The sequence below is a fragment of the uncultured Aquimarina sp. genome (assembly GCF_947492965.1).
Classification (GTDB): Bacteria; Bacteroidota; Bacteroidia; order Flavobacteriales; family Flavobacteriaceae; genus Aquimarina.
This window is the reverse complement of the sequence record NZ_CANLOZ010000010.1, coordinates 113,396-128,401: the sequence shown is the minus strand read 5'-3', so window position 1 is coordinate 128,401 and position 15,006 is coordinate 113,396. Positions and strand designations below refer to the sequence as shown.

Genomic DNA, 15,006 nt, shown 5'->3' with positions numbered 1-15,006 from the left:
AGTTAGCAACCAATGCGCAGAAAAATCAAAAAGCAAGGTAACATTTTGCTTTGCTACAACACATATATAAAACGTTGGCGGTAATTTGAGCAAATGAAAAAAGAACAATGTCCAATATGCTATTCAAATCTTGAGGTAAAGGAATTTGCTCCTTGTGATGATTGTGGAGTATTAGAAGAGGAAATTAATCACTTCAAAGACGGAATACATAAATATACTGTTTATGAAATTTATGATGGACTCGAATTGCAATTATGCAATTTTTGTGATGTTGATTTCGGTTCATATAAATCCGAATATTTAGGTTTATTAGGCAATAGAAGAATCGGATATGAAAATTTTAAACTTATATCATCTGTACAGAATCCATCTATTCAAAAAACAAAATACTGCCCTGAGTGTAATAAAGGTATAAAGTTTCTAACTTTTTTAAGAGACTTGCGAGCTAAAGAAAAAAAAGGTTGAGAAAAAGCGACAAATCCAAACATAATATTTCAATTGCTTCTATTAAACGAAGTACTATAAAACCATACGATGATTTTAAATGGACAAAATTCTATGAATCGAATTCTGACTTTCCATATTCTGGACTAAATCTTAACTTAACAGAAAATGAAATGATTATTTGTTCAACTGTTATTGATTCCGAAAACTATAGCATTTTGACTTCTCAAAAATTGATAACGAACGAGAATGGAATTGAGAGTAGTGGAAATTTGGTTAATGCGAAAGACAAAGGTTATGGAGATTTTAAAGGATATAAGGATGATTCTTTTACACTTGGGCTTTTGGAACTTGAAAACGGAACTGAATTAAAATATTTCATCGAAACTGGAAAAGCATCAATGATTATGATAAACGGAGTGCGGACGCTAATCAGAATGGAGAAATAAGAATAAAAAACTACCGCCAACACGATATATGTGACCATAGCAGCAAAGTGATCAATCGATTGGTTATTGTATATTTATGAAGGCGCAATGCTTGCAAAAAGTAAAAGCTAGCAATCAATGCGCAGTTTTTGTCAAAATCAGGGTAACATTTTGCTCTGCTACGACACATATATTAAACGTTGTAGGTAATTGACAAAATGGAATTTCACGAATGTAATTTAAATATCAGATATGATTTGCCTAAGGAGATTTGGGACAAAGTACCATTGATTTATGAAAAAATGAATGGTTGGATAGGATTCGGAAAAGATGGAAATGGGGAAAACGGAATTCCTTATTGGTTTAGCTATAATGAAAATGAAAAATCAATCTTGGCATCAGTCGAGCCTAGTGGACTTCAATTTTCGGCAAATATGGAATTGGATGAATGGACGGAATGGAAAACTGAATTCAAAAAAATTGCAACGGAAATTCTTGGATTTAAAGTTGGTGAATTAGAAGAAGGTGAAGTTGGAGATGAAATTGAAATGACCAAAATTGAATCAAGATATAAAATAGCAAAATATAAAAATGGACTTCCTCATTATGGTGAAGTAGTATTAAATCTTGAGTTGACTAAGACCAACAAACTTGAATTAATTGAAAATTACCAAGGAAGCGGATGGATTCGTCAAGGATATGAAGAAATTACTCATAATGAAGGTTACGATAAATGGAAAAAGGGAATTCATAATGGAATTAGTTACGCCTATAATAAATTAAAAAACAGTAATGGACTGAAAGTGACAGTTATTCAAGCAAGTGGACTAGTTACGGACACTAATCCGACAATATTAGCTTTTGCCTCATCGAGAGCTATTTTGGACAAACTTGAAAATACAGAAAGTAAAGACGAGTCAAGAGAGTTAGAAGAGTTAATGTTTAATAGTTGGAATTATGATTTTGACTCTATTCCTAACTTTGAAGAAAAATTAATAATTGGGAAAAAACTACCTACAACAAGGTATAAAAATAATGGCGGAAATTCTGCCAAAATAAAAGATAGTAACAATAATAGACTTTGGTCTAAACTGAAAAAAATGTGGTTTTAAAACCGCCACTATTCTTATACTAACCGTTGTAGTGCATTTAGAAATGAGCAAACTAACCAAAATAGAAGCAATAGAAAAAGTAAAGGACGAGCTTTCTAAAATTGACGGAAAAGGAAAGAAAACTCGAACTGGAAGATTTGTTGTTTCTGCTCTAAGTAGTATTCCTTGGGTTGGAGGAGTCATAGCCGCAAGTTCTGCTCTACACGCAGAAAAAGAACAAGGAAAAATTAATGACTTACAAAGAATCTGGTTGGAGGAACATCAAAGAAAAATTGAGGAACTCTACTACACAATTTACCAAATTCACGAAGCATTGGAAAACTCTGAACCTGAAGTCCAGGAAAGAATGGAAAGTGAAGAGTATTTGTCTTTGGTTAAAAAAGGATTTAAACAATGGGACAATGCCGAAACTTTTGAAAAAAAGGAATATTTGAGAAAGTTACTGACTAACGCCTGTGCAATAAGCCTCACGACTGATGATTTAATTCAACTTTTCATAGAATGGATTTCTACGTATCACGAAACACATTTTATGGTCATTCGAGAAATCTATAAGAATCGTGGAATTACAAGAGGTCAAATTTGGGATAAACTTAACGGAACACGTCCAGCAGAAAACTCTTTAGAAGCGGATTTGTTTAAACGACTGATTAGGGATTTAAGTATGGGAGGAATTATTCGCCAACATAGAGAAACTGATTATGCTGGAAATTTCATCAAAAAAACAAATAGACGGTCTAAATCTTCCACATTAAAATCAGCTTTTGACAACTTTGAGCCTTATGAATTGACTGAATTAGGACAAAGTTTTGTGCATTACACAATGGAAGAAGTAGTAACCAAAATCGGAGAATAATGGAACTTAAATATTGTTGGAGATGTAAAATGGAAGTTCCTATGCTTAATAAAGAAGAATTTGCCGTTGCCTACGAGCTTTATGGTAAAGGATTTAAAAACTTGAAAAAAGATAGGCAAGAACGATTCAAAGAATTGTTAGATTACTATAATGACTTGACTGGATTTGGAGAAACTGAACCGAATGCAATAATGCATCATTCGCTTGAACAAATTGGACCTGATTGTGAAAAATGTGGAAAGCCATACAGAACTCCCAAAGCTAAATTATGTGCTGCTTGCGGAAATAAAAGAATACTAACTGAATAAAAACGCACTACAACACGGTGTATAAAACATAGCTAATAAGTGCTAAACCAAGTGATATTTGTATATTTATGAAGTCCGCCAAATTTTTAATTTGCTTTTAAAAAAGGGAAAAATTAAAAACAAAATATAAAAATTCGGCTCTGTGTTTATCCGAAAAGTTAGTGTCTTTTTGCACGCTACGTTTCATACACAAGTCCGTTGTAAAACATTTTGAAGAAAAATCTGAACATATCAAAAATATTACTCAAACTGATTATAATATTAGTTTGCGGAATTTCATACTCACAAGTTGAAATTAATGGATATGTAAAGTCCGTGATTACTGATTTGCGACCTATTTCAGATATTTATATTGAACAGTTGAAAAGCGCAAAGCCTGTTTTAGAAAGAATGACAATGGCAGATAGCACGGGATTCTTCCGAATTGAAAATCTTGAGCCGAATAAACTTTACGAAATCAAACTTTCAGCTTTCGGATATAATGACCAAGTTTTTGAAATAAAAACCAACGACGGAATTACAAAAACTACGCTGACTTTAGAAGCTGGTTGTGAATATAGCAAAGAACAAGCGGACAAAGATTGGGAAAATGGAAAAGCCAAATTGCTATTAATCGGTTCGATTGCACCAATAGCAAACTCATCAACTGACTTTAAATTTGAGAAAAAGTACGGAATTGAATATTTTGATTTTGGATGTACACCGCCAATTGAAGAATGTGTGAAAATTTATAACGAACGGGTTTTTGAGCTAATGGACGAAAAATACGGAATGAAATGGCGGAAAAAAGCACGCTCTGATGTTGAATATCTTAAGTAAAAACGTTTTACAACATTATATATGAAATCAGAGCAAAGTTTAGTGCAAATCGAAAGGTCATTTCCTTTTTGCAGTGGCGCTAAATTTTTATAAATTAAATAAGAAATAAAAATGCGCAAATAAATCAATTGGTTCAGGCTTTCTAGTCTTGCTCCGATTCATATATTTAGCGTTGTAGATAATTCCAAAGCGATATTTTGAATAAATTATTAAACAATAAATTGATTCTTTTCCCAATACTAATGATTATGGGAATCATTTTCTTTTATAAGTTTATGACCTATGACAGAAATTACACTTTATCAAAAGAATATTACTTTGAAATACAAAACATCAATGGAGGTTTAAACTTTGAGATTCAAGAACCAGTAAAAATTGATCCAAAAAAAATTAAACTTTCAAAAGAAAAATCAATTAAACTCAAAATTCAAAAATTGCTGAGTAAAGTTGGTTTAATGAATTATGGAAGCGAATATGGAGAAAAAATTATTCTGAATTCAACTGACCGTAACCGAAAAATAATCTTTAAAAGTTGGTGCTTAAGTGATCACTTAATCGGAATTGAAATTGAACATAATAATTTGGATCCATCTTCATTAGAAAAAGTGAAGAACCTGTTTGAGGTGCAATTCTCAAATTATGAGATCATATGGAATAAAATATAAAAACTATCTACAACACTATATATGTGATCATAGCAATTAATTGGTGGATCGAATGGTTGTTGTATTTTTGGTAAGGCGCAATGCTTACAAAAAGTAAAAGTTAGCAACCAATGCGCAGTTTTTGTCGAAAATAGGGTAACATTTTGCCCTGCTACGACACATATATTAAACGTTGCCAGTAATTTGAATGAAACAAACACTATTTCTCATATCAATCTTTTTGAACCTGAATTTATTCGGACAAGAACTAAACGAAAAAGTAGGCGAAATAGAAGTGAAAGTAATTGGACATCGTTTTAAACAAAATTCAGACGGAGAGCTCACAAAAAGGAAAACCAACAAAAAAAATCGACCTCAATTAAAAATGTATTTCGATTCCACAGGAGTCTTATTAAAATCTATCAGTTTTGGAAAACACCACAACATGGATTTAAGGCTGACTGACAAAATCAAGTTATTCGAATATAATAATGGTAAACTTTCAAAGTCAGTTGAGTATGAATCAGACTATGAAAAAAATGTATATCCTTATTGGGAATCGGAATATTTGTACAATAAAAAAGAGGAACTAATTGACGAATCAACCTACTATTATAAAACTGATTCTTTGTTTTTCAAAACGACTTACGAATACGATTTGAATTCAAATAAAATAAAATCAATTTTTAATCCAACATATTATTATAAACGAAAGTTTGATTCAATAAACAGAATAACAGCATTGATGCAGATTTATGATAGTAAATTAAGGTGGGACTGGAAATATAAATATATTGACAACAAAAGAATTGGAATTTTCCAAACCTACTACAAAGATGGAGAAGATTATTCCAAAAAAGAGATTCAAACATTTGATAAGAAAGGATTATTAATCGAAATTGAGGAAATTCACATCTCAAAAAGTGGACTTGACGAGAAGACTAAAATTTACTATCACGAAAATGGAATAATCCAAAGAGTAGAATATTATCAATCATATAGTACACAATATAGATATGAAATGGTATCATTTTCTGAGGTAAAGATTAAAAGTAAAATCAAAATTGATTCTCAAATTGCGGAAAGAATCAATGAACAAATAAATATTGAATAAAAAACTACTGGCAACACGGTGTATAAAACATAGCTAATAAGTGCTTAACCGAAAGGTTTGTATATTTTTATAAAGTCCTCCAAATTTTTAATTTGGCTTTTAAAAAAGAAAAATTAAACACAAAATATAAAAATTCGGCTCTGTGTTAATCCGAAAAGTTAGTGTCTTTTTACACGCTACGTTTTATACACAAGTCCGTTAGCACCAATTTGAAGAATAAAATGCATAAAAAAACAAGTTTATTTCTATTTATTATTACAATATTTTATTCCTGTAAAAATTCGGAAAAAAAAATATTTGAAAATCAATTTCAGACAAAAATTGAGAAAAGACTATTTGAGAATACTGAAAATCTAATAACGAAATATAGAGAAGATTCTCAAAAGTATTGGGATAAAAATGATAGTGAAAATGCTCTAAAATATGAAGATTCAAGCAAAGCTGTTATTTTGAATAGTTATATTAAAGATTATGAATTTAAATCTGTTGATAACACAATTTACAATACAGCCGATAGAAAAAAACCTCTTTTCTTACAAGTAACTGCATCTTGGTGTGCACCATGTAGATTTGAAATTACAGCATTAAATAAAATAGTGAAAAAATATAGTGACAAAGTTGATTTTGTACTATTATTTTGGGATACCCTATCAGATTTAGAAAAACTTGCGCCTGATTATAATAAAGATATCTATCTAATTCCTTCTCAAGAAAAACAATCTGAACCAACTACAATTGATATTTCTGGATTTAGGCATATAATGGGATTCCCGTCAAATTATTTAATTACAACAGATAATGAAATAATTAATTTTTCTCAAGGTGCAATAATTCCAAATACTTATGCCGACCAAAACGGAAAAGAAATTACAATTACGAAAGAAGATGCCGACAAAAGAAATTACGAAAGACTTGAAAATGAAATTAAGGAACTAATAGAAAAAACTAGTGCTAACAAAGTGTAAAAATGCATTAAAACGCATTTTACACGAGACGTTACCAGCAATTTGAAACAAATGAAACTAAACCACTTAATAATTCTTATTTTTTCAACTTCCTTTTGTTTCGGACAAACCAAAAATTATTGTGAATGGACCGGATGTAATTTATCAGCAGATAATTCTGCACATTTTGACCCTTATTATAACGGACATCTTTGCGAGAACTTTGATCCAAAACAATCTGATTTTAGCCAAGAGTATTTAGAGCTTCAAACAAAAAGAATATCGGAAGTTGCTACTGAAGTAACAGAAGAAATATCTGACTATAATTTTGTTTTAGATTCTTTATTTAATACCTACAACAAACAGCAGAATGGAATTATTGGATTAGATAATAGAAGAATAAGAATTCATATATCAAAAACAGAAGTTGATAAAAAAAATAAATTAACATTCCTGATCTATGGAAAATCAAATGTAAAAGGAAACATTTGTGATTTTAAAGGTAAGTTGAAAATACTCAAGGTTTTTGAAGTAAAAGAGGGTTATGATTTCAATGGTCAAGGAGAACTTTTTGCTAAGTATGAGTTTTTTGAGGACAAAAATCAAAACCACGTAGGCTCTTTTAAAGGCACTTTTGATTGTGCAATTAAAATAAATCATACTACTAAAAGTATTAAGTTAGATGAGAGTTTTGCTATTGCCGATGGCTATTACAACCGAACCTATGTGGGAACTTGGAAGAGCTATAAAAGTGGTAAAGTAAAAAAGTGTATTTGGGGTGATTATCGACTTCCGTTCACATTTGATCTTGATTGTGGAGATGGTGAAATGCATATATGTGAAAAGTATGAAAAAAATGGATGGACAAGCTTCAATGATGGAACTGAATTCAGAACTCTAATTAGATGGTGGAATAAAAAATAAAAACAGCTGGTAACAAGGTGTATAAAATCATAGTGGCTAAAAGCCACAGCGATTCATACACACAACGTTATCTGTGCATTTTAGGAATCCGAAAAGTAGAACGAAAGCAACAAACGGTTAACCACACCATGACTTGAGTATTTTTGTGATAGTTAGTGTCTAATCGAGGAAAAAGCGATAAGAAAAACCAAAATTGAGGAGGATTACGGAGCAGTAACGTGCTAAAAAATCGCTTTTTTGGCTGATCAGCTTCTGACGAAAAAAAGTTCAGGTTCATTTGGTAAGGTCTGTCTCCTACTCTATGATTGCAAGGTGATCGCAAGAAAAGAAAAAATAAAATTGACGGAGCAGTAACGTAAGTAGTATCACCTTGCTTGGCTTGGCTAGTAAGGTTAGTAATTGAAAAAAATAAACGCACGATAACAAGATATATGTGCCATAGCAGCAAAGTGATCAATCGATTGGTTTGTGTATATTTATGAAGGCGCAATGCTTGCAGAATGGAAAAGTTAGCAACTAATGCGCAGAAAAACCTAAAAACAGGGTAACATTTTGCCCTGCTTCGACACATATATTAAACGTTGTGCGTCATTTAAGGAGCACGTTAACTAAAGGAAAAGAAGTAGTCACTCAATGGAGTTTTTATGAAACTCGGAATTGGAATATTTTTGAGAATAAAACAAATAAGATGAGAATATTTCTACTTCTATTGACCCTGACTTTGATTTTCGGTTGTGCAACTCGAAATATAAAATACGACCGAAATAAAATCCTAAAAAAATATTCGTCGGAATATAAAATGTTTGTGGATAATCAAAAAATGGATTTAGAAACTGTATTTCTCAACAAAGACAATATTGAAAATATCCGAATTGACAAACGAGCGAAAGAACTTAATATTACTCAACTCAAACCAGCCGAATTCTATGAAATGAGGAAACTGAAATTAGACAGCGTGATTTCGGAAAATAAAAACTGGAAAGAACAAAGTATTGAAATGGTAATTATTGACGGTATTCCAATCGTTGATACACTTTTGCAAAAAACAAAGATTGACCCAAACGCCATCCGAACATTTACTATCTTAACCCAAGATAAAATGAACGAAATCGGATTTTGTAGAGGATATAGTGGAAAAGTAATTTTAATAACGACTGAATAAAAAAACGAACGCACAACAACATATATGTGATCATAGCAGCAAAGTGATCAATCGAATGGTAGTTGCATTTTTGGTTAGGCGCAATGCTTGCAGAATGAAAAAATTAGCAACCAATGCGCAGAAAAATCATTAAACAGGGTAACATTTTGCCCTGCTACAACACATATATAAAACGTTGTGTTTCATACAGAAAAACCACCACAAGCTCAAGCACATTTCATTTTGCTCGTTCCTCTCAAAATAAAAAGAGCTTTCACTTCCCCTCGACCGCCTAAAAAATAATTGACAACTTGATAGTAAAATCGCATAACATTTTTATATTTGTTATAATTCTATCAAACACTAATTAGTAATGACAAGTTTTGGTGATTTCATTAAAAAAGAAAGAGAACTGCGTGAATGGACACAAACGGACTTCGGCGCAAAAGTAGGAGTTAATTCGAGTGCAGTAAGTCGGATTGAAAACGGAACACAGACTTTTAGCAAAAATAAACTAGAATTGTTAGCAAAACTCTTCCAGATGGAAAAGCAGAAAATTATCGATTTATTTTTTGCTGACAAATTTGCTCGGGAAGCAAGCCGTTATAAATGTTCTGAATCAATTTTCACTGTTGCAGAAGAAACATCAAATTATTTAAAAATAAAAAAAGCAAAACAAGGTGAATTTAAATTTTAATATGGAAGTAAAAGAACCGCAATTGCGAATTTATTCGCCAAATAAAAACGAATCTCAAATCCTAGAAAGCAAAGAAAAAATTGATGTGATTTCTCTTTTTTCCGGCTGTGGGGGAATGGATTTAGGTTTTCATCAATCTGGGTTTAACATAAAATGGGCAAATGACATTGAACAAAAAGCTTGCGAAACTTATGCTAAAAATATTGGGAACCATATTCTATGTGGTGATATTACCCAACTAGATTATTCACAAATACCTGATGCTGATTTGATTCTTGGCGGATTTCCTTGTCAAGATTTTTCAATGATTTGGAAAAGAGGTGGAATAACCACAGACAGAGGTAATCTTTATCAAAATTTCGTTGAAATTGTTTCTCAAAAGCAGCCATTAATGTTCGTTGCTGAAAATGTGAAAGGAATCCTAACTGCCAATAAGAAAAAGGCAATAAAGCAAATCATAAAAGATTTTTCAGAAACTGGTGATTATGGTTACAATACAACTGCTCATTTAATCAATTTTGCAGAATATGGAGTTGCTCAACTTCGAGAGAGAGTTTTAATAATAGGAGTTAGAAAAGATTTGGATACATTCTTTGATATTCCTTCACCAACAAGAGATACAAACAATTATTTGTCATCAAAAGAAGCTTTAAAGGGTGTTGAAAAGGTTAAATACAATAATGAGCATCAAAATACACAACCAAAAACAATAGAAAAATTAAAGCTTATTCCACCTGGCGGTAATTTTACAGATATACCAAAAGATTCACCTCATTATGTAAAAGGTATGATTTCACACGTTTATCGTAGACTTCATCCTGATAAACCATCGACAACAATAATTGCTGCTGGTGGTGGTGGTACTTGGGGATATCATTATGAAGAACCTAGGCCTTTGACAAACCGAGAACGTGCAAGACTATTTGGTTATCCAGATGATTTTGTATTTGAGGGAACAATTACAGAAGTAAGAAAACAAATAGGCAACTCTGTTCCTCCATCAGGAATTTTGCCTTTCGCGCAACAGATTAAAGTATTTTTAGAAAGCATCAAGGCTAATGTACACTAATATTCAAAAATATGGCGGTGATTTTCGAAATGTACTAGACCAAGAATTTACTAGTTCAAAAAATGTAACAATTGCGTCAGGCTACGCTTCATTGGATGTAATAAATGCTTTCGAAAAACCATTTATTGAAATTGCAAAAAAAGGAGGAACTTCTCGATTGCTATTAGGAATGGCCTTTTATGAGGGGTTGAGTCAAAAAAAGCTTGATGCTGTCACCAAACTACATAATACATTACAACCGTTTGGAAATAACTCTGGTGTTTTTGTAACAAATGGCAGAAGATATCACGGAAAAGTTTACCAATTTGATAAAGATAATATTTCAAACATTTATGTAGGTTCTTCAAATTTTTCTGCAAGTGGTACGAAGGGAAATATTGAATGTACAGTACCTATTTTAAATGAAAATCAAAAAGTAGATTTAGTTGCTTTTCTCAATGACCTTTATTCACCTTCGTATTCAATTTCTATAGATAAAGCGGAAATTACTGTACCTGGGAAAAAGAAAATTGTCTTAAATAAAGTTGAAAGAATCTGGACTAATCTAAAAACTTATGATACAAAAAAAACAACTGTTGATGGACTTCCGAAATTTGTGTTTCCATTAGATAGAGTTGCTGAAAAAGAAAAGTCAAACCTGAATGTATATTTTGGTAAAGGTAGATGGAGTCGTTCGACAGGTAAAACAAAACCTAGGCCTTGGTATGAAATAGAATTAATTGCAAGTAATGACCTTAATTCTCAACAATTTTATCCAAAGGGAGATTTTTTGGCTTACACAGATGACGGGCTTATAATTCCAATGAGAACACAAGGGGACTATTATAAAAATATTCGATCAAAGGAGAGTTTACAAATTTTTGGAATTTGGCTAAAAGGAAAACTAGAAAAAAGCGGTGTATTGAAAAAATACGAGCCTGTAACAATGGAAACCCTTGAAGAATATGGAAATGACAAATTAACTTTCTACAAATTTGAAGAAGGAAAATACTATATGAGTTTTTAATGGAAAAAGAATTTTTAAATCAAATTTCACATTTTAAAATAATTAAAGTTCCTAAATATACTTCCTTGGAAATTCAAAGATGTGCACTTCATCATCTTAATTTAAAAGATATGGGACAACTTCGAGATAGAATGGAAGGTCAAATGTATTATGATAAATTAAGAAATGACATTTTAACAGAATTCGCATTTGAAAATTTATTATTGAAAAGCACTTACGATTGGAGTAAGAGAATGAACAAAAATTATAAACGAAAAATATATCCCATTGATGGGTTTAATATTAGGTTAATCACATTTAGTGATAAAGTTTATCCTAAAATAAGTCTTGAACATACAAATCTGTGTGTATTTGGAAGAGCAACAAATGACTCAAAGGTATATTTAAGTGGTTTAGCAACTAAAGAATTAATTAAATCAAATAGTATTAATATTAGAAGTAATATTTTCGAATTGAAGTCTTTTGAGAGCCTTCTTAAATTTTCGACAAGAGAGGAATTGATTAATCAACTAGAAAGTAATAACATACCGAAGGTTAAATAAATCCAAACGCTAGGTTAAAGCACATTTAAAGTTTGTTCGTACCTCACAAATTTAAAAGAGCTTTCACGCCAACGCTACAAATGGAATGTAAATAAAAGTACGAAAACACAACAATGGGTATATTGCATAGCTTCCTAACGTCAGCAACGACAACATACCCGAAACGTTACCTGCAATTAAAACCAACGAACAGCGAAAGAATTAATTTGAAAATTCTACCTTTGTGGTCTGTTATACTAATTCAACATATTATCTGAGTCTTTCTATAAAAGACAAACTCAACAAAACGAGTAATTAACGCATAAAAATCATCCGATTTTTTAAATGCGCAGATAATCATATCTAGTTATTTCATCAAATTTTAAACAATAGCAATTGATAGTATATCGATTGTTCTATCACGATAGTGCTCTGCATTTTAAATCGTGATGATAATCCAATGATTCATAATGAATAGTAAACAGCTAATAAGCAGAAATATAGAAATATTTTACACTAATGCTTCCGAAGAAACCAGACTAGATAAAGGAATGGGAGTTTTTGAATTTGAAAGAATTAAATCACTAATAGAAAAATATATTCCAACCGCATCTTCAAGAATAGTTGATGTTGGTGGCGGAACAGGGAAATATTCAGAATGGCTTTCAAAAAAAGGGCATCAAGTACATTTGGTCGAACCAGTTTCTAAACACATTCAAATTGCTCAAAACAGGAGTAAAAAATTGAAGAATAAGTTTTCGGTTCAATTGGGCGAAGCTCGAAAACTGGAATTTCCAAATAATTATGCGGACCTAATAATATTACACGGTCCTCTTTACCATCTTCAAAAAAAGGAAGACCGAGAATTAGCCATTTGTGAAGCTAAACGAGTGCTTAAAAATGATGGAATAATATTGGGGTTCGCGATAAATTATACAGCTTCAACCTTGGTCGGGCTTTTAAATGGTATGATTCATAAAAACTCGTTTTTTGAAATGTGCAAAGAAGAATTAACAACAGGAATACACAATCCACCAGATGATTTTCCGTGGCTTTTAGCCGAGGCATATTATCATAAACCTGAACAACTGATAGACGAATTTATAAACCAAGATTTAACTCATCTCAATACGTATGCTGTTGAAGGGATGGCTTGGTTGGACAAAGATTACTTTGCCAATATGGTGAACGACAAAAAGCAAAAAACACTACTGGAACTTATAAAAGTCACAGAAAACGATAATTACCTTTTGCCTTTCAGCCCACATATGATGATAGCAGTAAAAAAACAAACTACTTATGGAAAATAAAGACAGATATTTTAAAGCTTTTGTTGAAAATAGCGGACAGTTGAATGAAATTGACCTCGGAGAAAACATTGGACTAGATGAAGAAGAAACAAGAGAAATAATTGCACAACTTTTATCGGAATATAAAATTGAATATGTTGTAAATGGGGCTTGTAACTACAGACTTAACAAAACCACGAAAAGAAAAAATAAAAGCAGGTAACAATGTATAAAAGCAATAGCGGTTTGGGTGCAAACTCGAACCGCTATTGTATTTAATTAAGTATCTTGCTATCTGAAAGGTAGGAGCAATAAAATCCGCTACTGCTCTTATACTAACCGTTGGCATTCATTAAAAAACACTGTAATATTAAAATGAAATACTATAAATATAAATGGAATGAATCGCTTGGCGGTGAACTTGATAATTGGGGATTTTCATTATGGTATATAGAAATTGGAGAAGACGAATATTACAATAGACAAATTACAATATTTGATAATGGAAAAATATTAAAATACTCTGAAAGTAAATTGGAGGACGAATTTGGAGCATTGTGCGACCAAAAGTTTGACATATCAGAATTTGACGGAATAGAATGCTCTAAAAAAGAATTTGAAGAGAATTGGAATCAATAAATTATATAAAAGGAGATGCAACAAATCCAATTGGAAATGGCAAAAAGTTGATTGTTCATATCTGTAATGACATTGGTGGTTGGGGAAAAGGATTTGTCTTAGCAATATCTAAAAAATGGAAAAAACCAGAACAGGAATATCGTGAATGGTATAAGTCACGGGATAAATTTGAATTAGGAGAAGTTCAATTTGTAGAAATAGATTCAGAGTTATCAATTGCTAATATGATTGGACAGCACAAAATAAAAAGATTGAAAGGACAAGTCCCTATCAGATACGAAGCCGTTGAAAAGTGTCTATCGAAAGTTGCTGACTATTCTAAAGAAAATAATTTCTCAATTCATATGCCGAGGATTGGTTGTGGACTTGCTGGAGGAGATTGGAATACAATAGAAAAAATTATACAGAAAAAGTTAATAGACCGAAATATAAAAGTTACTGTTTATGACTTTGACTAAAAATAACGAAATGCCAACAAGGTGTATAAAACATAGCTAATAAATGTATAACCGAAAGCTTTGTGCATATTTATGAAGTCCGCCAAATTTTTAATTTGGCTTTTAAAAAGAGAAAAATTAAAAACAAAATATAAAAATTCGGCTCTGTGTTAATCCGAAAAGTTAGTGTCTTTTTACACGCTACGTTTCATACACAAACCGTTTGTACAGCATTATGAATATTCAGAAACTAGTTATCATAATTGGAGCTTTAATAACTATAGCTTCTTGCTTTAGAAAACCTAATATGGAAAATATTATTCTCTATGCGAATAGGGAAGCTCCTCTCGGACATGTGCATCTGACAGTATTCAAAGACAGTACTTTTGAATTTGAATTAAGTGGAATCACAACAAGCAAAATATGGAAAGGAAAGGCTGTTATTAAAAAAGATTCTATTAATTTCAATTATTACGACTCAATTCCTGTGGTCGGTAAAAGAGCTTACTATAACAATAAATATGTTGAGTATTTAAAAGAGTACGAAAGAGTAGAAATTAAGTTCAATAAATTAAAATCTGAGTAAAAAAAGCTGTAGAGCATTAAAAAATAAT

At 31.5% G+C, this 15,006-nt stretch carries 20 protein-coding genes; all 20 read left to right on the top strand.

What is annotated here, in order from left to right:
* The first annotated feature begins 93 nt into the window (after positions 1-93).
* The 20 genes from Q1B37_RS20890 to Q1B37_RS20795 all read left to right on the top strand — a co-directional run bounded on the left by Q1B37_RS20890 (position 94) and on the right by Q1B37_RS20795 (position 14,978).
* Positions 94-465, top strand: coding sequence for a hypothetical protein (locus Q1B37_RS20890; RefSeq protein WP_299902124.1), 372 nt, complete (start codon positions 94-96; stop codon positions 463-465).
* The gene (locus Q1B37_RS20885; protein ID WP_299902122.1) at positions 462-893 is read left to right on the top strand and encodes a hypothetical protein; all 432 of its coding nucleotides are present in this window, start codon (positions 462-464) and stop codon (positions 891-893) included. Before Q1B37_RS20890 ends, Q1B37_RS20885 begins: the two co-directional genes overlap by 4 nt.
* Positions 894-1,090: 197 nt before the next feature.
* Positions 1,091-1,984: a hypothetical protein gene (locus Q1B37_RS20880; RefSeq protein ID WP_299902120.1), complete on the top strand. Its 894-nt coding sequence runs from the start codon at positions 1,091-1,093 to the stop codon at positions 1,982-1,984.
* A gap of 43 nt (positions 1,985-2,027) precedes the next feature.
* Entirely contained in the window at positions 2,028-2,840 is an 813-nt protein-coding gene (locus Q1B37_RS20875) for a hypothetical protein (RefSeq protein WP_299902119.1), read from the top strand.
* The gene (locus Q1B37_RS20870; RefSeq protein WP_299902117.1) at positions 2,840-3,148 is read left to right on the top strand and encodes a hypothetical protein; all 309 of its coding nucleotides are present in this window, start codon (positions 2,840-2,842) and stop codon (positions 3,146-3,148) included. The genes Q1B37_RS20875 and Q1B37_RS20870 overlap by 1 nt, the downstream gene beginning before the upstream one ends.
* A gap of 210 nt (positions 3,149-3,358) precedes the next feature.
* Complete coding sequence (locus Q1B37_RS20865) at positions 3,359-3,967, top strand: hypothetical protein (RefSeq protein WP_299902114.1); 609 nt, start codon at positions 3,359-3,361, stop codon at positions 3,965-3,967.
* A 197-nt stretch (positions 3,968-4,164) separates the two neighbouring features.
* Positions 4,165-4,632 (top strand): hypothetical protein, encoded by a 468-nt coding sequence (locus Q1B37_RS20860; RefSeq protein WP_299902111.1) that lies wholly within the window; start codon positions 4,165-4,167, stop codon positions 4,630-4,632.
* A 187-nt stretch (positions 4,633-4,819) separates the two neighbouring features.
* Positions 4,820-5,725, top strand: coding sequence for a hypothetical protein (locus tag Q1B37_RS20855; RefSeq protein WP_299902109.1), 906 nt, complete (start codon positions 4,820-4,822; stop codon positions 5,723-5,725).
* 221 nt (positions 5,726-5,946) lie between these two features.
* Complete coding sequence (locus tag Q1B37_RS20850; RefSeq protein WP_299902106.1) at positions 5,947-6,690, top strand: thioredoxin family protein; 744 nt, start codon at positions 5,947-5,949, stop codon at positions 6,688-6,690.
* 51 nt (positions 6,691-6,741) lie between these two features.
* A complete protein-coding gene (locus tag Q1B37_RS20845; protein WP_299902104.1) occupies positions 6,742-7,593 on the top strand; it encodes a hypothetical protein in 852 nt (283 codons plus the stop codon).
* A 688-nt stretch (positions 7,594-8,281) separates the two neighbouring features.
* Positions 8,282-8,755: a hypothetical protein gene (locus tag Q1B37_RS20840; RefSeq protein WP_299902101.1), complete on the top strand. Its 474-nt coding sequence runs from the start codon at positions 8,282-8,284 to the stop codon at positions 8,753-8,755.
* A 352-nt stretch (positions 8,756-9,107) separates the two neighbouring features.
* On the top strand, positions 9,108-9,431 hold the full coding sequence (locus tag Q1B37_RS20835; protein ID WP_299902098.1) for a helix-turn-helix transcriptional regulator: 324 nt from the start codon (positions 9,108-9,110) through the stop codon (positions 9,429-9,431).
* Between the two features lies 1 nt (position 9,432).
* Positions 9,433-10,500 carry a DNA cytosine methyltransferase gene (locus Q1B37_RS20830; protein WP_299902096.1) on the top strand — a complete coding sequence of 356 codons (1,068 nt, stop codon included), beginning with the start codon at positions 9,433-9,435 and terminating at the stop codon, positions 10,498-10,500.
* A complete protein-coding gene (locus Q1B37_RS20825) occupies positions 10,490-11,506 on the top strand; it encodes a restriction endonuclease PLD domain-containing protein (protein WP_299902093.1) in 1,017 nt (338 codons plus the stop codon). Before Q1B37_RS20830 ends, Q1B37_RS20825 begins: the two co-directional genes overlap by 11 nt.
* Positions 11,506-12,048, top strand: coding sequence for a hypothetical protein (locus Q1B37_RS20820; protein ID WP_299902090.1), 543 nt, complete (start codon positions 11,506-11,508; stop codon positions 12,046-12,048). Before Q1B37_RS20825 ends, Q1B37_RS20820 begins: the two co-directional genes overlap by 1 nt.
* A gap of 449 nt (positions 12,049-12,497) precedes the next feature.
* A complete protein-coding gene (locus tag Q1B37_RS20815; RefSeq protein WP_299902087.1) occupies positions 12,498-13,337 on the top strand; it encodes a class I SAM-dependent methyltransferase in 840 nt (279 codons plus the stop codon).
* Positions 13,327-13,539, top strand: coding sequence for a hypothetical protein (locus Q1B37_RS20810; protein ID WP_299902084.1), 213 nt, complete (start codon positions 13,327-13,329; stop codon positions 13,537-13,539). Before Q1B37_RS20815 ends, Q1B37_RS20810 begins: the two co-directional genes overlap by 11 nt.
* Positions 13,540-13,691: 152 nt before the next feature.
* Positions 13,692-13,955 (top strand): hypothetical protein, encoded by a 264-nt coding sequence (locus Q1B37_RS20805; RefSeq protein WP_299902081.1) that lies wholly within the window; start codon positions 13,692-13,694, stop codon positions 13,953-13,955.
* Positions 13,943-14,413 carry a macro domain-containing protein gene (locus Q1B37_RS20800; protein ID WP_299902079.1) on the top strand — a complete coding sequence of 157 codons (471 nt, stop codon included), beginning with the start codon at positions 13,943-13,945 and terminating at the stop codon, positions 14,411-14,413. The genes Q1B37_RS20805 and Q1B37_RS20800 overlap by 13 nt, the downstream gene beginning before the upstream one ends.
* Positions 14,414-14,627: 214 nt before the next feature.
* Positions 14,628-14,978: a hypothetical protein gene (locus Q1B37_RS20795; protein WP_299902076.1), complete on the top strand. Its 351-nt coding sequence runs from the start codon at positions 14,628-14,630 to the stop codon at positions 14,976-14,978.
* Positions 14,979-15,006 lie beyond the last annotated feature (28 nt).